The sequence below is a fragment of the Streptomyces sp. NPDC002623 genome (assembly GCF_053592635.1).
In genome coordinates, this window is sequence record NZ_JBSFWB010000002.1 from 414308 (window position 1) to 430767 (window position 16460).

14 protein-coding genes are annotated in these 16460 nt (G+C 70.6%); 8 read left to right on the forward strand and 6 right to left on the reverse strand.

Annotation, left to right across the window (positions count from 1 at the left end; translation table 11 throughout):
• Window positions 1-74: 74 nt before the first annotated feature.
• Window positions 75-1898: a phosphoenolpyruvate carboxykinase (GTP) gene (locus ACWD4O_RS04565; protein ID WP_451277343.1), complete on the reverse strand. Its 1824-nt coding sequence runs from the start codon at window positions 1896-1898 to the stop codon at window positions 75-77.
• 327 nt (window positions 1899-2225) lie between these two features.
• Between ACWD4O_RS04565 and trhA the strand changes: the two genes are divergently transcribed.
• From trhA to ACWD4O_RS04590, 5 genes are all read left to right on the forward strand, one after another.
• Window positions 2226-2939 carry a PAQR family membrane homeostasis protein TrhA gene (gene trhA, locus ACWD4O_RS04570; protein WP_451277345.1) on the forward strand — a complete coding sequence of 238 codons (714 nt, stop codon included), beginning with the start codon at window positions 2226-2228 and terminating at the stop codon, window positions 2937-2939.
• 144 nt (window positions 2940-3083) lie between these two features.
• Window positions 3084-4649 carry a DHA2 family efflux MFS transporter permease subunit gene (locus ACWD4O_RS04575; RefSeq protein ID WP_451277347.1) on the forward strand — a complete coding sequence of 522 codons (1566 nt, stop codon included), beginning with the start codon at window positions 3084-3086 and terminating at the stop codon, window positions 4647-4649.
• On the forward strand, window positions 4646-5284 hold the full coding sequence (locus ACWD4O_RS04580; RefSeq protein WP_451277349.1) for a TetR/AcrR family transcriptional regulator: 639 nt from the start codon (window positions 4646-4648) through the stop codon (window positions 5282-5284). Before ACWD4O_RS04575 ends, ACWD4O_RS04580 begins: the two co-directional genes overlap by 4 nt.
• A 32-nt stretch (window positions 5285-5316) precedes the next feature.
• Window positions 5317-6048 carry a Mut7-C RNAse domain-containing protein gene (locus ACWD4O_RS04585; protein WP_351910099.1) on the forward strand — a complete coding sequence of 244 codons (732 nt, stop codon included), beginning with the start codon at window positions 5317-5319 and terminating at the stop codon, window positions 6046-6048.
• 47 nt (window positions 6049-6095) lie between these two features.
• Window positions 6096-6440 carry a hypothetical protein gene (locus ACWD4O_RS04590; protein ID WP_451277351.1) on the forward strand — a complete coding sequence of 115 codons (345 nt, stop codon included), beginning with the start codon at window positions 6096-6098 and terminating at the stop codon, window positions 6438-6440.
• A 12-nt stretch (window positions 6441-6452) separates the two neighbouring features.
• On the opposite strand, the gene ACWD4O_RS04595 is transcribed toward ACWD4O_RS04590, so the two are convergent.
• On the reverse strand, window positions 6453-8486 hold the full coding sequence (locus ACWD4O_RS04595) for a thioredoxin domain-containing protein (protein WP_451277353.1): 2034 nt from the start codon (window positions 8484-8486) through the stop codon (window positions 6453-6455).
• A gap of 177 nt (window positions 8487-8663) precedes the next feature.
• Between ACWD4O_RS04595 and ACWD4O_RS04600 the strand changes: the two genes are divergently transcribed.
• Window positions 8664-11864 carry a tetratricopeptide repeat protein gene (locus ACWD4O_RS04600; RefSeq protein WP_451277355.1) on the forward strand — a complete coding sequence of 1067 codons (3201 nt, stop codon included), beginning with the start codon at window positions 8664-8666 and terminating at the stop codon, window positions 11862-11864.
• A 91-nt stretch (window positions 11865-11955) separates the two neighbouring features.
• Here the strand turns inward: ACWD4O_RS04600 and ACWD4O_RS04605 are convergent, their stop codons facing one another.
• Complete coding sequence (locus ACWD4O_RS04605; protein WP_451277357.1) at window positions 11956-12234, reverse strand: hypothetical protein; 279 nt, start codon at window positions 12232-12234, stop codon at window positions 11956-11958.
• Window positions 12227-13087 (reverse strand): mycothiol conjugate amidase Mca, encoded by an 861-nt coding sequence (mca, locus tag ACWD4O_RS04610; RefSeq protein WP_451277735.1) that lies wholly within the window; start codon window positions 13085-13087, stop codon window positions 12227-12229. The genes ACWD4O_RS04605 and mca overlap by 8 nt, the downstream gene beginning before the upstream one ends.
• Window positions 13088-13212: 125 nt before the next feature.
• On the opposite strand from mca, the gene ACWD4O_RS04615 reads away from it, so the two are divergent.
• Together ACWD4O_RS04615 and greA are read left to right on the forward strand one after the other, a co-directional pair.
• Complete coding sequence (locus tag ACWD4O_RS04615; RefSeq protein ID WP_451277359.1) at window positions 13213-13614, forward strand: DUF4307 domain-containing protein; 402 nt, start codon at window positions 13213-13215, stop codon at window positions 13612-13614.
• A 189-nt stretch (window positions 13615-13803) separates the two neighbouring features.
• A complete protein-coding gene (greA, locus tag ACWD4O_RS04620; protein WP_351910111.1) occupies window positions 13804-14304 on the forward strand; it encodes a transcription elongation factor GreA in 501 nt (166 codons plus the stop codon).
• A 91-nt stretch (window positions 14305-14395) separates the two neighbouring features.
• Here greA and ACWD4O_RS04625 read toward each other — a convergent pair whose 3' ends face one another.
• Together ACWD4O_RS04625 and ACWD4O_RS04630 are read right to left on the reverse strand one after the other, a co-directional pair.
• Window positions 14396-15259, reverse strand: coding sequence for an ABC transporter permease (locus ACWD4O_RS04625; RefSeq protein WP_451277361.1), 864 nt, complete (start codon window positions 15257-15259; stop codon window positions 14396-14398).
• The gene (locus tag ACWD4O_RS04630; protein ID WP_451277363.1) at window positions 15256-16260 is read right to left on the reverse strand and encodes an ATP-binding cassette domain-containing protein; all 1005 of its coding nucleotides are present in this window, start codon (window positions 16258-16260) and stop codon (window positions 15256-15258) included. Before ACWD4O_RS04630 ends, ACWD4O_RS04625 begins: the two co-directional genes overlap by 4 nt.
• Window positions 16261-16460: the final 200 nt, after the last annotated feature.

Below are 16460 nucleotides of genomic sequence, written 5' to 3' on the forward strand. Positions count from 1 at the left end.
ACCGCGGCCGGCCGTGACGATCGCTGGTCAGGGCACACCCGTACCGGCCGCGGAGTCTTCTTTGAAGGCGGGCGTCAGCCCAGGCGCTGTACCAGCGCCCGGTACTCGTCCCACAGCTCCTTCGGCGTGTGATCGCCGAAGGTGTTCAGGTGCTCGGGGACCAGCGCGGCCTCCTCGCGCCAGACCTCCTTGTCGACCGTGAGCAGGAAGTCGAGGTCCTCCTCGGCGAGTGCGAGACCCGCCGTGTCCAGCGCGCCCTTCGCCGGCAGCACGCCGATCGCCGTCTCGACGCCCTCGGCCTTGCCGTCCAGCCGCTCCACGATCCACTTCAGGACGCGGCTGTTCTCGCCGAAGCCGGGCCAGACGAACTTGCCCGCGTCGTTCTTGCGGAACCAGTTGACGTAGTAGATCTTCGGGAGCTTCGCCTGGTCCTTGCCCTTGGCGACGTCGACCCAGTGGCCCATGTAGTCGCCCATGTTGTAGCCGCAGAACGGCAGCATGGCGAAGGGGTCGCGGCGCAGCTCGCCGACCTTGCCCTCGGCGGCGGCGGTCTTCTCGCTCGCCACGTTCGCGCCGAGGAAGACGCCGTGGTTCCAGTCGAAGGACTCCGTCACCAGCGGGACCGCGCTCGCGCGCCGGCCGCCGAAGAGGATCGCCGAGATCGGCACGCCCTTGGGGTCCTCCCACTCGGGCGCGATGATCGGGCACTGTGCGGCGGGGACGGTGAAGCGGGCGTTGGGGTGGGCGGCGGGGACGTCCGCGGACGGCGTCCAGTCGTTGCCCTTCCAGTCGGTGAGGTGGGCGGGAGTCTCCTCCGTCATGCCCTCCCACCAGATGTCGTTGTCGTCCGTCAACGCCACGTTGGTGAAGACCGAGTTGCCCCACAGGGTCTTCATCGCGTTGGCGTTGGTGTGCTCACCGGTGCCGGGCGCGACGCCGAAGAAGCCGGCCTCGGGGTTGATGGCGTACAGCCGGCCGTCCTCGCCGAAGCGCATCCAGGCTATGTCGTCGCCGATGGTCTCCACGGTCCAGCCGGAGATCGTCGGCTCGAGCATGGCGAGGTTGGTCTTGCCGCAGGCCGAGGGGAAGGCCGCCGCCACGTACTTCGACTCGCCCTGCGGCGGGGTCAGCTTGAGGATCAGCATGTGCTCGGCGAGCCAGCCCTCGTCGCGGGCCATGACGGAGGCGATGCGCAGGGCGTAGCACTTCTTGCCGAGCAGGGCGTTGCCGCCGTAGCCGGATCCGTAGGACCAGATCTCGCGGCTCTCGGGGAAGTGCGAGATGTACTTGGTGGAGTTGCAGGGCCACGGGACGTCCGCCTCGCCCTCGGCCAGCGGCGCTCCGAGCGTGTGCACAGCACGCACGAAGAACCCGTCGGCGCCGAGTTCGTCCAGCACCGGCTGTCCCATGCGGGTCATGGTGCGCATGGACACGGCGACGTAGGCGGAGTCGGTGATCTCGACGCCGATCGCGGAGAGGTCCGAGCCCAGCGGGCCCATGCAGAACGGGACGACGTACATGGTGCGGCCCCGCATCGAGCCGCGGAACAGGCCCTTCTCCCCGGAGAAGATCTCCCGCATCTCGGCGGGGGCCTTCCAGTGGTTGGTCGGGCCGGCGTCCTCCTCCTGCTCGGAGCAGATGAAGGTGCGGTCCTCGACGCGGGCGACGTCGGTGGGGTCGGATGCCGCGTAGTAGGAGTTCGGGCGCTTGATCGGGTCGAGTTTCCGGAAGGTGCCCTTGCCGACGAGCTCCTCGCACAGTCGCTCGTACTCGGCCTCTGATCCGTCACACCAGACCACGTTGTCCGGCTGCGTCAGTTCGGCGATCTCGTTCACCCAGGAGACGAGTTCCTGGTGGTCGGTGGGGATGACGGGGGGAGCCGCGATGTCGCGCGCCACGATTGCTCCTAGAAGAGGGGTTTTTTGTTGGAGGCCCCGTGGGGGCTGCGACCCGGATGCTTCTTGGTGGTGACCTTGGCGCTCATCCGGTGTCGACCGCACTCATTTGATCATCCGACCGTTCCGCCCATATGTCCATAGGGCCTCACAGGTGAGCGGAGTGAGGATGGCCACGTGCCCGGCCAGGTGTACGGACGACTCTTTGCGTCCACATGACGTTCAGACGGGACCCTTTTGACGTAACTCCCGTGAGACGATGGCCACTCTTCGCCCCGCATCTCGCCGGACTGATCCGTAACTTACGGTTCCGTAGGTACGATTCGGGGTATGACTGCGCCCGTCCCCGACGCGCCCACGGACACGCCGGCCGCCGGCCGCGGCCCCGTCGCGCTCTCCCTGCCGCAAGAAATCAAGCCCAAGCTCCGCGGCTGGCTGCATCTGGGCATGTTCCCGGCCGTACTGATCTCCGGCCTCGTGCTCACCGCCCTGGCCGACTCCTCCCGCGGCCGCATCGCCTGCGGCATCTACGCCCTCACCGCCTGCCTGCTGTTCGGGGTGAGCGCCCTGTACCACCGGGGCAACTGGAACGCGCGCATGGACGGCATCCTGCGCAGACTCGACCACGCGAACATCTTCCTGATCATCGCGGGCACCTACACGCCGCTGACCATGCTGTTGCTGCCCGGGGCCAAGGGCCAGTGGCTGCTGTGGGGCATCTGGGGAGCGGCCCTCGCCGGGATCATCTTCCGGGTCTTCTGGGTCGGCGCCCCGCGCTGGCTCTACACGCCCTGCTACATCGCGATGGGCTGGGCGGCCGTCTTCTTCCTGCCGGACTTCATGCGCACGGGCGGCATCGCGGTGCTGGTCCTGGTGATCGTCGGCGGTCTGCTGTACAGCGCGGGCGGCGTCATCTACGGCATCAAGCGCCCCAACCCCTCACCGCGCTGGTTCGGCTTCCACGAGGTCTTCCACTCCTTCACGCTCGCCGCGTTCGTCGTCCACTACGTCGGCATCTCCCTGGTGGCCTACCAGCACGCGTAACCGTCGCTTTTCCGCCTTCTCCCGGTCACGGCTCCACGCCGTGGCCGGTTCTTTTTGTGCGAGCACATCGTGTTTGTGCGAGCACATCGCGATGGACGGGAACGCGATTGACAGGAACCACCTTTTGAGAGCTACTCTCATTTCATGGCTACTGTCACGCACGACTATGAGACGGGCACCGACCCCCGTCGCTGGTGGGCCCTGGGCGCCCTGGTCGCGAGCATGCTCACGCTCGGCTTCGACACCACGATCCTCAACGTGGCCCTCCCGACGATGGCGGAGCAGCTCGGCGCCACCACCGGCCAGCAGCAGTGGATGGCGGACTCGTACATCGTCGTGTTCGCCGCGCTGATGCTCCCGGCCGGACTCCTCGGCGACCGGTTCGGCCGGCGCCGGATGCTGATCGCCGGGCTCGGCATCTTCCTCGTCGGCTCACTGGTCGGCACCCTCGCCGGGAGCGTCGACGCGGTGATCGCCGCCCGCGCCTTCATGGGCGTAGGCGCCGCGCTGGTCACCCCGCTCGCACTGTCGGTGCTGCCCTCGCTCTTCACCCCCGAGGAGCGCACCAAGGCCGTCGGCATCGTCTCGGCCGGCTCGACGCTCGGTCTGCCGCTCGGGCCGATCCTCGGCGGCTGGCTGCTCAACCACTTCTGGTGGGGCTCGGTCTTCCTGATCAACCTCCCGATGGCCGCCATCGGCATCGCCGCCTGCGTCTTCCTGCTGCCGGAGACCCGCGACCCCGCCTCCCCCAAGGTCGACACCGTCTCCACCGCGCTCACCGCGTCCGGCCTCGCCGCGCTCATCTACGCGATCATCGAGGCACCCACCCGCGGCTGGACCGACCCGCTGGTCCTGGCGATGTTCGTCGCGTCCGTCGCGCTGATCACCGCACTCGTACTGCGCGAGCGGCGCGCCGTGCGGCCGATGCTCGACATGGGGCTCCTCGCCCACCGCGGGTTCCTGTTCAACACGCTCGCCGCGACCCTCGTGATGTTCGTGCTGTCCGGACTGATGTTCGTCCTGCCGCCCTACCTCCAGGCCGTCCTCGGCCACGACTCCCTCGGCACCGGTGTGCGGCTGCTGCCGCTGATGGGCGGCCTGCTCGTCGCCGCGCGGACCGCGCAGCCGGTCGTCGCCCGGTTCGGAGCCCGGGCCGTGGTGAGCGCGGGCCTGGTGGTGCTCGCCTTCGCCGCCCTCCTCGGCAGCCGGACGACGGTGGACTCCGGCTACGGCTTCGTCGCGCTGTGGCTGTCGCTCGCCGGGGCCGGCTTCGGCTTCTCGATCGTGCCCGCGATGTCCGGCGCGCTGGGCGCCCTGCCCTCCGACCGGGCCGGCAGCGGCTCCGGCCTGCTGATGACGTTCCGCCAGGTCGGCGGCGCGATCGGCATCGCCCTGCTCGGCAGCCTGCTCGCGAGCACCTTCCGCGACCGCCTCGACGTCACCGGTCTGCCCGCCGGGACCGCGGACACCGCCGGGGACTCGGTGGTCGCCGCCCGGCTGATCGCCGAGAAGGCCCACCTGACCGATCTCGCCGCCTCCGCGGACAGCGCCTATGTGCACGGCATGGGCCTGGTCATGCTGGTGTGCGGGATCGCCGCCCTGGTCTCCGCACTGCTCGCGGCGGCGTTCCTGCCGGGCGGGTCCGGGGCGGCCCGCAAGGTGAGCGACGACGCCGCCATGGCCGCCCCCACGGCCGATGCCCGACAATGAGCGACATGACGGCCGCACCTTTCAGCTCTCCCGCCGACCGCCCCCAGCTGGGCCTCCGTGAGCGCAAAAAGATCAAGACCCGCGAGGCGATCCGCACCGCGACCTATGCGCTGGTCAAGGAACAGGGGTACGACGCCACGACGATCGACCAGATCGCCGAGCGTGCCGAGGTGTCGCCCTCGACCGTCTTCCGCTACTTCCCCACCAAGGAGGACATCGTGCTCACCGACGAGTACGACCCGATCCTCCTGGAGGCGCTGCTGGCCCGCCCGGCGGACGAGCCGGTGCCGGACACCATGCGGTACGTGCTGCAGGAAGGCGTCCGCCAGGGCATCCAGGAGGACATCGAGGTGGCGCGGCTGCGCACCCACCTCATGGTCCAGATCCCTGCCGTGCGCTCACGGATGATGGAGAGCATGTCGGTCATCGGCCGCATGATCTGCACCGCGATCGGCGAGCGCACCGGCCGCGACCCCGACAGCCTGGAGGTCCGCGTCTACGCGATGTCCCTCATCGGCGGCCTGATGGAGACGTCCCTGTACTGGGCCGAACAGGGCCACCAGGACGACTTCGCGAGCCTCGTCGACCGCGCGCTGGACGTCCTGGAGCACGGCCTCGGCAAGGAAACCCGCTGATCCCCCACCTCCGGCCATGCCATCCTGACCAGGTGAACGCACCCGAGATCCGCGTCGAAATCTCCCCCGAGCTCGCCCTGTTCGTCCCGCACGCCCGGCGCGCCGGCGCCACCGCGCTGGCCGTCGACGGCGCCTCGACCCTCGGCCATGTCGTCGAGTCCCTCGGGGTGCCCCTCACGGAGGTCGGCGCCCTCCTCGTCGACGGCCGCGAGGTACGGGTCTCGCACATCCCGGCCGACGGCGAGTCGGTCGCCGTCCACCCGGTCGCCCGCCCCCAGCTCGTCCCGGGCGCCCCCCTGCGCTTCATCCTCGACGTCCACCTCGGCACCCTCGCCCGCCGGCTGCGGCTGCTCGGCGTGGACGCGGCATACGAGTCGACCGACATCGGCGACCCGGCGCTCGCCGCCCGCTCGGCGGCGCAGCAGCGCGTCATGCTCAGCCGCGACCGCGGCCTGCTGCGCCGCCGCGAGCTGTGGGCGGGCGCCTACGTCTACAGCACCGACCCCGAACAGCAACTCCGCGACGTCCTCGACCGGTTCGCACCCGAACTCCTCCCCTGGACCCGGTGCACGGCCTGCAACGGCCTCCTGAAGGAAGCCACCAAGGACGAAGTCGCCGACCAGCTGCGACACGGCACGCAGAAGTCCTACGACGTCTTCGCCCAGTGCCGCTCCTGCGGGCGCGCGTACTGGAAGGGCGCCCACCACGAACAGCTGGTGGCGATCGTCGAGGACGCCCTGAGCATGCGCGCGCAGGGGAACTGAGTACGCCGGCCCTCACGGACAGCCCTGCCGCGCGGTGGGATGGGGCCATGAACACCACCGCCCCGCAGCAGGTCACGCTCACTCCGCAGCACAAGGACCGCCTCCTCGCCGGCTGGGCCGTGGCCGGACTCGTGTCGCTCTTGCCGACCGCCGGCCTCGCCTGGCTGGCCGTGCTCTCCACCGAGCGCGGCGGCCGCTGTCTGACCTACGGCGAGCGGTGCTCCACGGTCCCCGGCAGCGCCCTGTACGGCATGTTCTGGCTGTCCGTGCTGGCCGGGCTGGCGGCGCTGGTGTGGCCCCGGGCCCGCTGGACGTACGCGAGGCTCGGGGCCGTGGGAGTGCAGTGGGGTGCGCAGCTCACGCTGGGCGCGATGATCCTCAGCGGTGCCTGAGATCCGTCCCGCTCAGCCGTTCAGCGCGGTGCGCAGCCGCTCCGGGTCGGTGGTCGGGGCGTCGCACGTGAAGTTGCGGCAGACGTACGCGGTCGGCTCGCCGCCGCTCAGCGGCCGGTCGGCGAGCAACGGGAACTCGTCGCTCCCCGGGGTCCCGAACGCGACGACGGCTCCCGGGGCGGTCCCCAGAAGTGCCGTGCGAAGAAGGGCCTTCGAGGCCTTGTCGTCCGGGTCCGAGCCGACGACGGCGACCTCGCGCGGCCCGTCGAGCAGCGCCTCGGCGGCGGCGAGCCCCCACCCGATGAACCGGGGCACCCGTGGCCCGAGCGCCTTCACCACCCCCAGCGCCCGTTCCGCGGCGGTGCGGTGCGGCTCGGAACCGGTGTGGGCCGCATAGCTCAGCAGGGCGCCGGCGGCGGCGGTCCAGCCGGAGGGGACGGCGTTGTCGGTCGGATCCTGCGGACGCCGGATGAGCTGCTCGGCGTCGGCCGCGGTGTCGAACAGCGCACCGGACTCGGGGTCGACGAACCGGACGAGGACATGGTCGAGCAGGAACCCGGCGAACTCCAGCCAGACGCCCTCCCCGGTGACCGAGGCGAGCGCGAGGAACCCCTCGGCGACGTCGGCGTAGTCCTCCAGGACGCCCGCGTTGGCCCCGACCTGCCCGTCCTTGCTGGTCCGGGCGATGCGGGCCAGATCGTCGAGATGCAGCCGGACGAGAAGGTCGGCGGCGGCGAGAGCCGCGTCCACGAGGTCGGGGCGGTCGAAGTAGGCGCCGGTCTCGGCGAGCGCGGCGATCGCGAGCCCGTTCCAGGCGGCGACGACCTTGTCGTCCCGCCCGGGCGCGGGCCGCTCGGCGCGCTCGCGAAGCAGCCGCTCCTTGATGTCGGCGATCTTCTCGGCGTCGAAGACCCCGTCCTGCTGCGGGAGTTGGAGCACGGAGGAGCCATGCTCGAAGTTGCCGTCCTCGGTGACGCCGAAGTAGCGGGCGGCGAGCTCGGCGTCGTCCGGCCCGAGCGCCTCGCCGAGCTGCGCGGGCGTCCACGCGTAATAGGCGCCCTCGACGTGCTTCCCGGTCCCGTCGTCGCTGTCGGCGTCGAGCGCCGAGGCGAAGCCGCCCTGGTCGGTCCGCAGCTCCCGCACCATGAAGTCGGCGGTCTCCAACGCGACCCGCCGGGCAAGCTCGCTGCCGGTGGCCCGCCACAGATGGGCATACACACGACACAGCAGCGCATTGTCGTACAGCATCTTCTCGAAATGGGGCACGACCCAGTCACGGTCGACGGAGTACCGGGCGAACCCGCCGCCGAGCTGGTCGTAGATCCCGCCCCGGGCCATCCGCTCACACGTGTCCTGCGCCATCTGCAGGGCGCCCTCGGCCCCGGTCCGCGCGTGATGCCGCAGCAGGAACTCGACGACCATCGACGGCGGAAACTTCGGCGCCCCGCCGAACCCGCCCCGCTGCGGGTCGTACTCCCGGGTCAGCCCGAGCAACGCCTGTGACAGCTCCTGCTCGCCGGGCGCCCGACCGTCCCCGTAGGAGATCTCCCGCCCCGCCAGATCCCGCACGATCTTCCCGGCGACCTCGGCCACCTCGTCCCGCCGCTCGGTCCACGCCTGCCGGACCCCCTCCAGCACCTGCCGGAAGGAGGGCATGCCGTGCCGCGGCACGGGCGGAAAGTACGTCCCGAAGTAGAACGGCTCGGCATCGGCCGTGAGAAACACGGTCATCGGCCAGCCACCCTGCCCGGTGGCCGCCTGAACGGCCTCCATATAGACGGCATCGACATCGGGCCGCTCCTCGCGGTCCACCTTGACGTTGACGAAGTGGGCGTTGAGCTGGTCGGCGGTCTCCTGGTCCTCGAAGGATTCGTGCGCCATGACATGGCACCAGTGACAGCTGCTGTATCCCACGCTCAACAGCACCGGCACCCCCCGCCTGCGCGCCTCCTCGAAGGCCTCGGCCGACCAGGGCCACCAGTCGACGGGGTTGTCGGCGTGCTGGAGGAGGTAGGGGGATGTCTCATGAGCCAGTCGGTTCGGCATGGGGTCCATCCTGCCGCAGTACCCCGCCGCTCATGCGTCAGGCGTCCGCCGGACGGCGGCCACGCGCGCCGAGGCCGTGTCCGGGCGGGACGATCGCGCCCCACGCCCCCTCGCGCCACAGAGCCGCCCGCAGCACACTTGACCAAGAAATGTGTGACCGCCGGAGGGGGACGGGACATGCGGGACGGCCATAGGGCGGAAGCCGAGCGGTTGTTGGCGCGGGCCGTGGAGGAGGAGGTGCGGCGGTCCGGCGGGCGTGCCGATCGTCAGGCGTTGCTGACCCGGGCGCGTGGCGCGTTGGACGCCATGGCGCAGACGGCCGCCGAGGAGTACGAGGCGTATGCGCGCGCCCTGGAGGAGTCGGAGGCCCGGCGGATCAGTTTCGGGCAGCGGTACGCGCGCGAAGGCGGACGGACTCCGTTGCTGGTGGCGGGTGTTGCCGCCGTGACGACGGCGGTCGCCGACCTCGCGCTGGGCACGGGTCCGGGCACGGCCATCGGGGCCGGGATGGCCGTCGGGGTCGTCGGGGCCGCCGCGACCGTCGTGAAGGTGGCGGGCTCGCATCTGCCGGCCGCGCATCACCGGGCCGGCGAGGCGGGACAGCCCGGCGGCGCCGAGCAACTGCGGCTGCAGTGGCTCACGGCGCTGGAGGTGCGGGGCATCCGGCCGTTCCTGGACCAGCAGCGGGTGCTGAGCGCGACGACCGGGGCGAAGAAGACGCCGGGACCGCAGCTGCGCGGTACGGACAAGAGCGCGGCGGCGCGCGGGCGGACGGTGCTGGCGCAGTCCTTCACCCAACTCCCGGAGCCGTCCGGTCCGTTCGCGGGGCGTCGGGCGGAGCTGGCGCAGATCCGGCAGTGGGTGCAGTCGGCGCGGGCCAGTACGGAGACCCGGCCCACCGTGGTCGTGCTGCACGGCGACCCCGGCAGCGGCCGCACGACGCTCGCGGTACGGGCCGCGCACGATCTGCGGGACCAGTTCCGCGGCGCGTGCGTGGTGGACCTGCGCGGCGACAGCGCTCAGGAGACGCCGCTGCCCACCAGGGACGCCCTGCTGCACCTGCTGAACCGGCTGGGCGCGCCCCGCGAGCAGCTCCTCTTCCGGGAGCGTTCCTCCGCGGACCAGCAGGTCAAACGGCTGGGCGAGCTGTATCAGCAGCATCTGACGGGCCTGCCGGTCATCGTCGTCCTCGATGACGCCTCCGACGCGGAGCAGATCCGCGCGCTCGTCCCCGAACGCTCCGACAGCCTCGTCCTGATCACCGCGTGGACCCCGCCCGCGCTGCCGGCCGAGCTGTCCGCGTGGGTGCACGAGCTGGCGGTGCGCCCGCTGGAGGCGGCGGGCGCGGAGGAACTGCTGGGCGCGGCGGCGCAGGACTCCTCGGGTCCGTACGACGCCGAATCCGCCGACCTGATCACCGAGTTGTGCGGCGGACTGCCGCTGGCCCTGCGCGTGGCGGGTTCCTCGCTCGGCCCGCGCTCGCCGCGCGCGCTGGCCGCGGATCTGGGCGCGTACGGTCCGGTGGAGCCGGTGGAGCGCGCGCTGTGGCTGCGCTACACCGACCAGCCGGAGGTGCCGCGCAGGCTGTTGCGCCGGCTGGCGCTGGCCGGGCGGGCCTCGCTCGGGGCGGCCGCGGCGGCGGCGCTGCTCGCCACGGACCGCGGTGAGGCCGCGCGGCATCTCGCGGCCCTCGCCGACGCCGGTCTGGTCGACCTGGTCCGCGGCGACCGCTACCGCCTGCACGACCTGGTCCGCGCCTTCGCGCAGGCCCGGCTGCTGGACGAGGAGGAACAGGCCGACCGCTCGGCCGCCCAGGAGCGTCTGATCGTCAGCTACGCCGAGCTCGCCGACTCCGTGCTGCGGCTGGTCGACGGCAACATGTCGACCCGCTCGGACCGTTTCACCCCGCACGGCTTCACCTCGCTGGACGAGGCGCTGCGCTGGCTGGACGACGAGTCCAGCTTCATCACGGCCACGCTGCGGCACGCGGAGGGCGTCGACCAGAACGCTGTCATGAGCCTGCTGGGTGCGCTGTGCGACTACTGCCTGCTGCGCGGCGATCTCTACCGGCTCGGTGAGATCAGCGAGCTGGCCCAGTCGGTGGGCCAGGACCTGCTGGTCCGGTCCGTGCAGTGGCGTACGGGCATCGCGGCCCGTCAGCTGGGCGAGCTCGACAAGGCCCGCACCACGCTCAGCTCGGTCGTCGACCTCTATCTCCAGGCACATCACGACGCGGGCGCGGCGCGCGCCCTGTGCTCGCTGGGCATCACCCTGCACCACCAGGGCCAGCTCACCGAGGCGTCGGCGAAGCTGCGGGAGGCGATGGATCTGCAGGCCGCACCCCAGCTGGCCACGGACCGCGCCTGGACGATGCACGCGCTGGCCGCGGTGGAGCGGGACCGCGCCCACCTCGCCGAGGCCCTGGACCTGCTCACCCGCTCCCTGGTCCTGCACCGCGAGGGCGGCTCCGTGCACGGTGAGGCATGGGCGCACTTCCAGCTGGGCCAGCTGCATCTGCGGCGCGGCGACGTCCCGCAGGCCGAGGCCGAGCTGCGGCAGGCCCTCGATCTGTACGGCCGCACCCGCGACGCCCGCGGCGAGGCCTGGGCCCTGACCCAGCTGGCCCGGGCCCGGATGATCGCCGGCGATCCCGGCCCGGCGGCCGAGGATCTGCGCCGGGCGGCGGCCAGGCACCGGGACAACGAGGACGCGCGCGGCGAGGCCTGGACGATCTACTACCTGGGTCTGGCCCTGGAGGAGACGGGCGACCTCGACCATGCCGTCCGCGAGCTGGAACGTTCCCGCAGTCTCTTCTCCCGGATGCGGGACGTCTACGGCCTGGCCTGCGCCCGGCACCACTCGGCCCGGGTGACCCGCGACCAGCGTGCCGCGCAGACCGGCTCCCTGCGCAACTCCGGCTTCGCCCGGCAGCTGCTGGTCGACGCGCGCGCCGACTTCCAGCGCATCGGGGTCCCCCACGGCGAGGCCTGGACCTGCCTGGAGCTGGCGATCGTCGACGCGGGCAACGCCCGTGCCCAGGCCGCCCTGGCGCTGTGCGAGGAGGCGACGGCCCTGTTCGCGTCCTACGGCGACCGGCGCGGCGAGGACTGGGCGCGCTTCCTGCGCTGCACCCTGCTGCCGTACGCGGCCCCGGGCGGTGTCGTGGTCGGCACGGCGGTGGCCGAGGAGGAACTGGCGCAGCTGAGCCGGACCCACCACCCGCTGCGCGACGGCCGCCTCACCGAATGCCTGGAGGCCTACGCGCTGCTCCTGGAGCGAGGCATCCGTCTGGAGTCGGGCTGGCAGGCCTGGCGTCTGGGAATGGTCCCGAGCCGACACGGCCGCGAGATCATGGGCGTGGAACTCCCCACGGGGTAGCCGGCGTCGGCACCGACGCCCGGAGCGTCGGGGTCGGGGGCGGGGGCGGGGCGATTCGCCCCCGCCCCCGCCCCGCGCCTACGCCTTCGCCTCAGGTCGCCGACGACGGCTTCCCGGTCGTCGGCGCGGTGCCCGGCGTGTTCGCCGGAGCGCCCTTGCCGGGGGCTTCGTCCGGGCCCGTCGGCTCGGTGAAGTCGACCTTGCCCATGTGCTTGTTCATGGACTTCATCAGAACCCACACCGCCACCGCCATCGCCGCGAAGACGATGAAGCCGAGGACGCCGGGAGTGACCTTGTTCTCGTCGACCTCCTTGGCGAGGGGGACGAGATGCGTCATTGCCAGGCTCACGCTTGCGCTCATGTCAGGCATTGTCGCGGATGCCCGCAAAGAGGTCGTCCTCGGGGAGGGAGGTATCGACGCGGGACTTCGCGAGCTCGTACTCCTCGGTCGGCCAGACCTCCCGCTGGATCTCCATGGGAACGCGGAACCAGCCGCCGTCGGGGTCGATCTGCGTGGCGTGGGCGATCAGCGCCTTGTCACGGATCTCGTAGAAGTCGGCGCACGGGATGTGCGTGGTCAGCGTGCGCTCCGGCTGCCCGAACTCGTCCCAGCGCTTGAGCCACTCCGCGTAGGGCGACTCCAGGCCGCGCTCGATCATCGCGTTGTGCAGCGCCATCGTGCGCGGGCGGTTGAAGCCCTGGTTGTAGTAGAGCTTCAGCGGCCGGTACACCGGGCCGAACTCGGCCTCGGGGTACTTCTCGGCGTCGTCCGCGCCGTCGAAGGCCACGACCGAGATCTTGTAGGTCATGATGTGGTCGGGGTGCGGGTAGCCGCCGTTCTCGTCGTAGGTGGTGATCACCTGGGGGCGGAACGAACGGATCTGCTTGACCAGCTCGCCGGCCGCCTTGTCGACGTCCTCCAGCGCGAAGCAGCCGTCGGGCAGCGGGGGCAGCGGGTCGCCCTCGGGCAGGCCCGAGTCGACGAAGCCGAGCCACTCCTGACTGACGCCGAGGATCTCGCGGGCCTCGTCCATCTCCTTCTTGCGTACCTCGTGGATGTGCTCCTCGATGTACTTGTCGCCCTGCAGCTTGGGGTTGAGGATGGAGCCGCGCTCCCCGCCCGTGCAGGTCACGACCAGCACGTCCACCCCCTCGGACACGTACTTCGCCATGGTGGCCGCGCCCTTGCTCGACTCGTCGTCGGGGTGCGCGTGGACGGCCATCAGTCGCAGCTGGTCAGTCAAGACTCAATCCTCGGTAAGTCGGCGCCCGGTGTGAACCGGCGCGATCGCAGGCTTCTATAGTGACCGAATCGGAGGGCGATTAATTCCGCGCCGGGAGGACGATCATGAGTACGGCGAGCACGCGACTGCCCGAGGGCCGCTACGGCCGCTCCTCGGACGAGCACGCCGACCACAAGCTCAAGATCGCCGGTGCCGTGCTCGGCGCGCTGCTGCTCGCGGTGGTCGGCTACTTCGCCTACCACTACGTCGGCCAGAACAAGATCAGCGCCGAGGTGATCACTTTCGACGTGGCCTCGGACGATGCGGTGCAGGTCCACCTGGAGGTCCGCAAGGACTCGGGCGCGAACGGCTACTGCACGGTCCGCTCGCAGGCCGAGGACGGCACCGAGGTGGGCCGGGCGGACTTCCGCTTCTCCGGTTCGGACACGCGCATCGACCGGGTGGTCACCCTGCGTACGACGGCCAAGGGCACGACGGCAGAGCTGCTCGGCTGTCACGCCGGCTGACGCCGGGCCGTCCAGGCGGGGCATCCTCCGCAATACGTACACGCTGACCTGCGTTGACGTAATTCTGGTGCCTTATGTCCTCCCCCTTCGCCCGCTGAATTGTTAGGCTCGTGGTTTCGCCCATCCCCTGAGGAACATGCTTCTGGGTAGGGCGATGCTTTGTATTCCCAGTACCGACGAGGAGCACCTGTGACCCAGACCAGCGAGTCCGTCACCTGGCTGACCCAGGAGGCGTACAACAAGCTCAAGGTCGAGCTTGAGTACCTTACTGGTCCTGCGCGCACGGAGATCGCCGCCAAGATCGCGGCTGCGCGCGAGGAGGGGGACCTGCGTGAGAACGGTGGGTACCACGCGGCCAAGGAGGAGCAGGGCAAGCAGGAGCTTCGTGTGCGCCAGCTGACCCAGCTTCTCGACAACGCCAAGGTCGGCGAGGCCCCGGCTTCCACGGACGGCGCGGTGGCGCCCGGCATGGTCGTGACGATCGCGTTCGACGGTGACGAGGACGACACGACGACGTTCCTGCTCGCCTCTCGCGAGTACGCGAGCTCCGACATCGAGACCTACTCGCCGCAGTCGCCCCTGGGCACCGGCGTGATCGGTCACAAGGTCGGTGAGGACGCGCAGTACGAGCTGCCGAACGGCAAGAAGGCCTCCGTGCGCATCCTCAAGGCCGAGCCCTACAGCGCCTGACCTTCACAGCGGCTGAGCCCCCTTTCCCGGACGTTCCCGTTCCCGGACCTTCCGGACGAGCCCCCGGCGCCCCGTGCCGCCGGGGGCTTCGTCATGCGGTGGCCGAGCGGTACTTGCGGACCGCCAGCGTCCGGAAGATCAGGACGATCAGCACCGAGTAGATCAGCGAGGCCCAGACGGGGTGCTGCATGGGCCAGGCGTCCGACGCCGACTGGCCGGGGTTGGCGAACAGCACCCGGCAGGCCTGGACGGTGGCGCTGAAGGGGTTCCACTCGGCCACATGACGCAGCCAGGGCGTCATATTGCTGGTGTCGACGAACGCGTTGGATATGAAGGTCACCGGAAAGAGCCAGATCAGCCCGCCGGAGGTGGCCGCCTCGGGTGTGCGGACGGTCAGACCGATCAGGGCGCCGATCCAGGTGAACGCGTACCCGAGCAGGAGCAGCAGACCGAAGGCGCCCAGCACCCGGCCGATGTCGGTGTCGCCGTCGGACCCGACCCGCCAGCCGACCAGGAGCGCGACGACCGCCAGGACCAGCAACGTGAGCGCCGTCTGCACCAGGTCGGCGAGGGTGCGCCCGGTGAGTACCGCGCCGCGCGCCATGGGCAGGGAGCGGAAGCGGTCTATGAGGCCCTTGTGCATGTCGTCGGCGATGCCCGCGCCGGCGCCTGCGGTGGCGAAGGTGACGGTCTGCGCGAAGATGCCGGCCATGAGGAAGTTCGTGTAGTCGGTGGCGCTCGTGCTGCCGCCGATCTGCATGGAGCCGCCGAACACATAGGTGAAGAGCACCACGAACATAATTGGCTGAATGAGCCCGAAAATGACCATTTCCGGGATCCGGGACATCCGAATCAAGTTGCGCTTAGCAACGACCAGTGAGTCGCGGACGGACTGTCCGAGCGGATGGGCGGGCGCGGGCGCCGCGCCGCGTACGGCGTCGGTGACGGCACTCATTTGACGGTCTCCCTCTCGCTCTGTCCGTTGCGTTCGCTGTGCTCGTTGCCCTCGGCCTTCGCTTCGGCCACGTGTCCCGTCAGGGAGAGGAAGACGTCGTCGAGGGTGGGGCGGCGCAGGCCTATGTCGTCTATCCCTATGCCGCGGGTGTCGAGCTCGCGGATGACCTCGGCGAGGAGCTTGGCGCCGCCCGCGACGGGCACGGTGAGCTTGCGCGTGTGCTGCTCGACGGTTGTCTCGCCCTTGCCGAAGCCGGCCAGTACCTCCGCGGCCGTGGCGATGTGTTCGCGATCGTGCACGACAACCTCCACGCGCTCGCCGCCGGTGCGGGCCTTGAGCTGGTCGGAGGTGCCGCGGGCGATGACGCGGCCGTGGTCGACGACCGCGATGTCATGCGCGAGGTGGTCGGCCTCTTCGAGGTACTGAGTGGTCAGCAGCAGCGTCGTGCCGCCGGAGACCAGACGCTTGATCACCTCCCACAGGAGCTGGCGGTTGCGCGGGTCGAGGCCGGTCGTCGGCTCGTCCATGAACATCACGGGCGGCGAGACCACCAGCGCCGCGGCCAGGTCGAGGCGGCGGCGCATGCCTCCGGAGTAGGTCTTGGCGGTGCGGTCGGCGGCGTCCGCGAGGTCGAACTGGTCGAGCAGTTCGGCGGCCCGGACCTTGGCCGCACGGGATCTCATCTGGTAGAGCTGACCGACCATCTGGAGGTTCTCGCGGCCGGTGAGGTATTCGTCGACCGCGGCGAACTGGCCGGACAGGCCGATCGAGCGGCGCACCTCGTTGGGGTGCTTGAGCACGTCGAAGCCGGCGACGACGGCCCGGCCCCGATCGGGGCGCAGGAGGGTGGTCAGACAGCGGACCGCGGTGGTCTTGCCCGCCCCGTTCGGCCCGAGCAGGCCGAGGACGGTGCCCTCCGGGACGTCGAGGTCGACGCCGTCCAGAGCCTTTACGTCGCCGAAGGCCTTGACCAGACCTTCGGCGTAGATGGCGCCTGGCATATGAGTCTCCACGTCGTTGGGGATTCTTCAGAAAGCCTAGGTTTGCACTTTTCGTTCCACCCGTCTCTCCGCAGGACCGGGCATGGAATGAGCGGCATGCGACACACCATAACGCGATGTATCGCGTCTCACAACGGACTTACTCGAACGAGTGACGGAGAAGGGATCCGACCTGGACCAATCAGCCAGTCGGTCGGTCA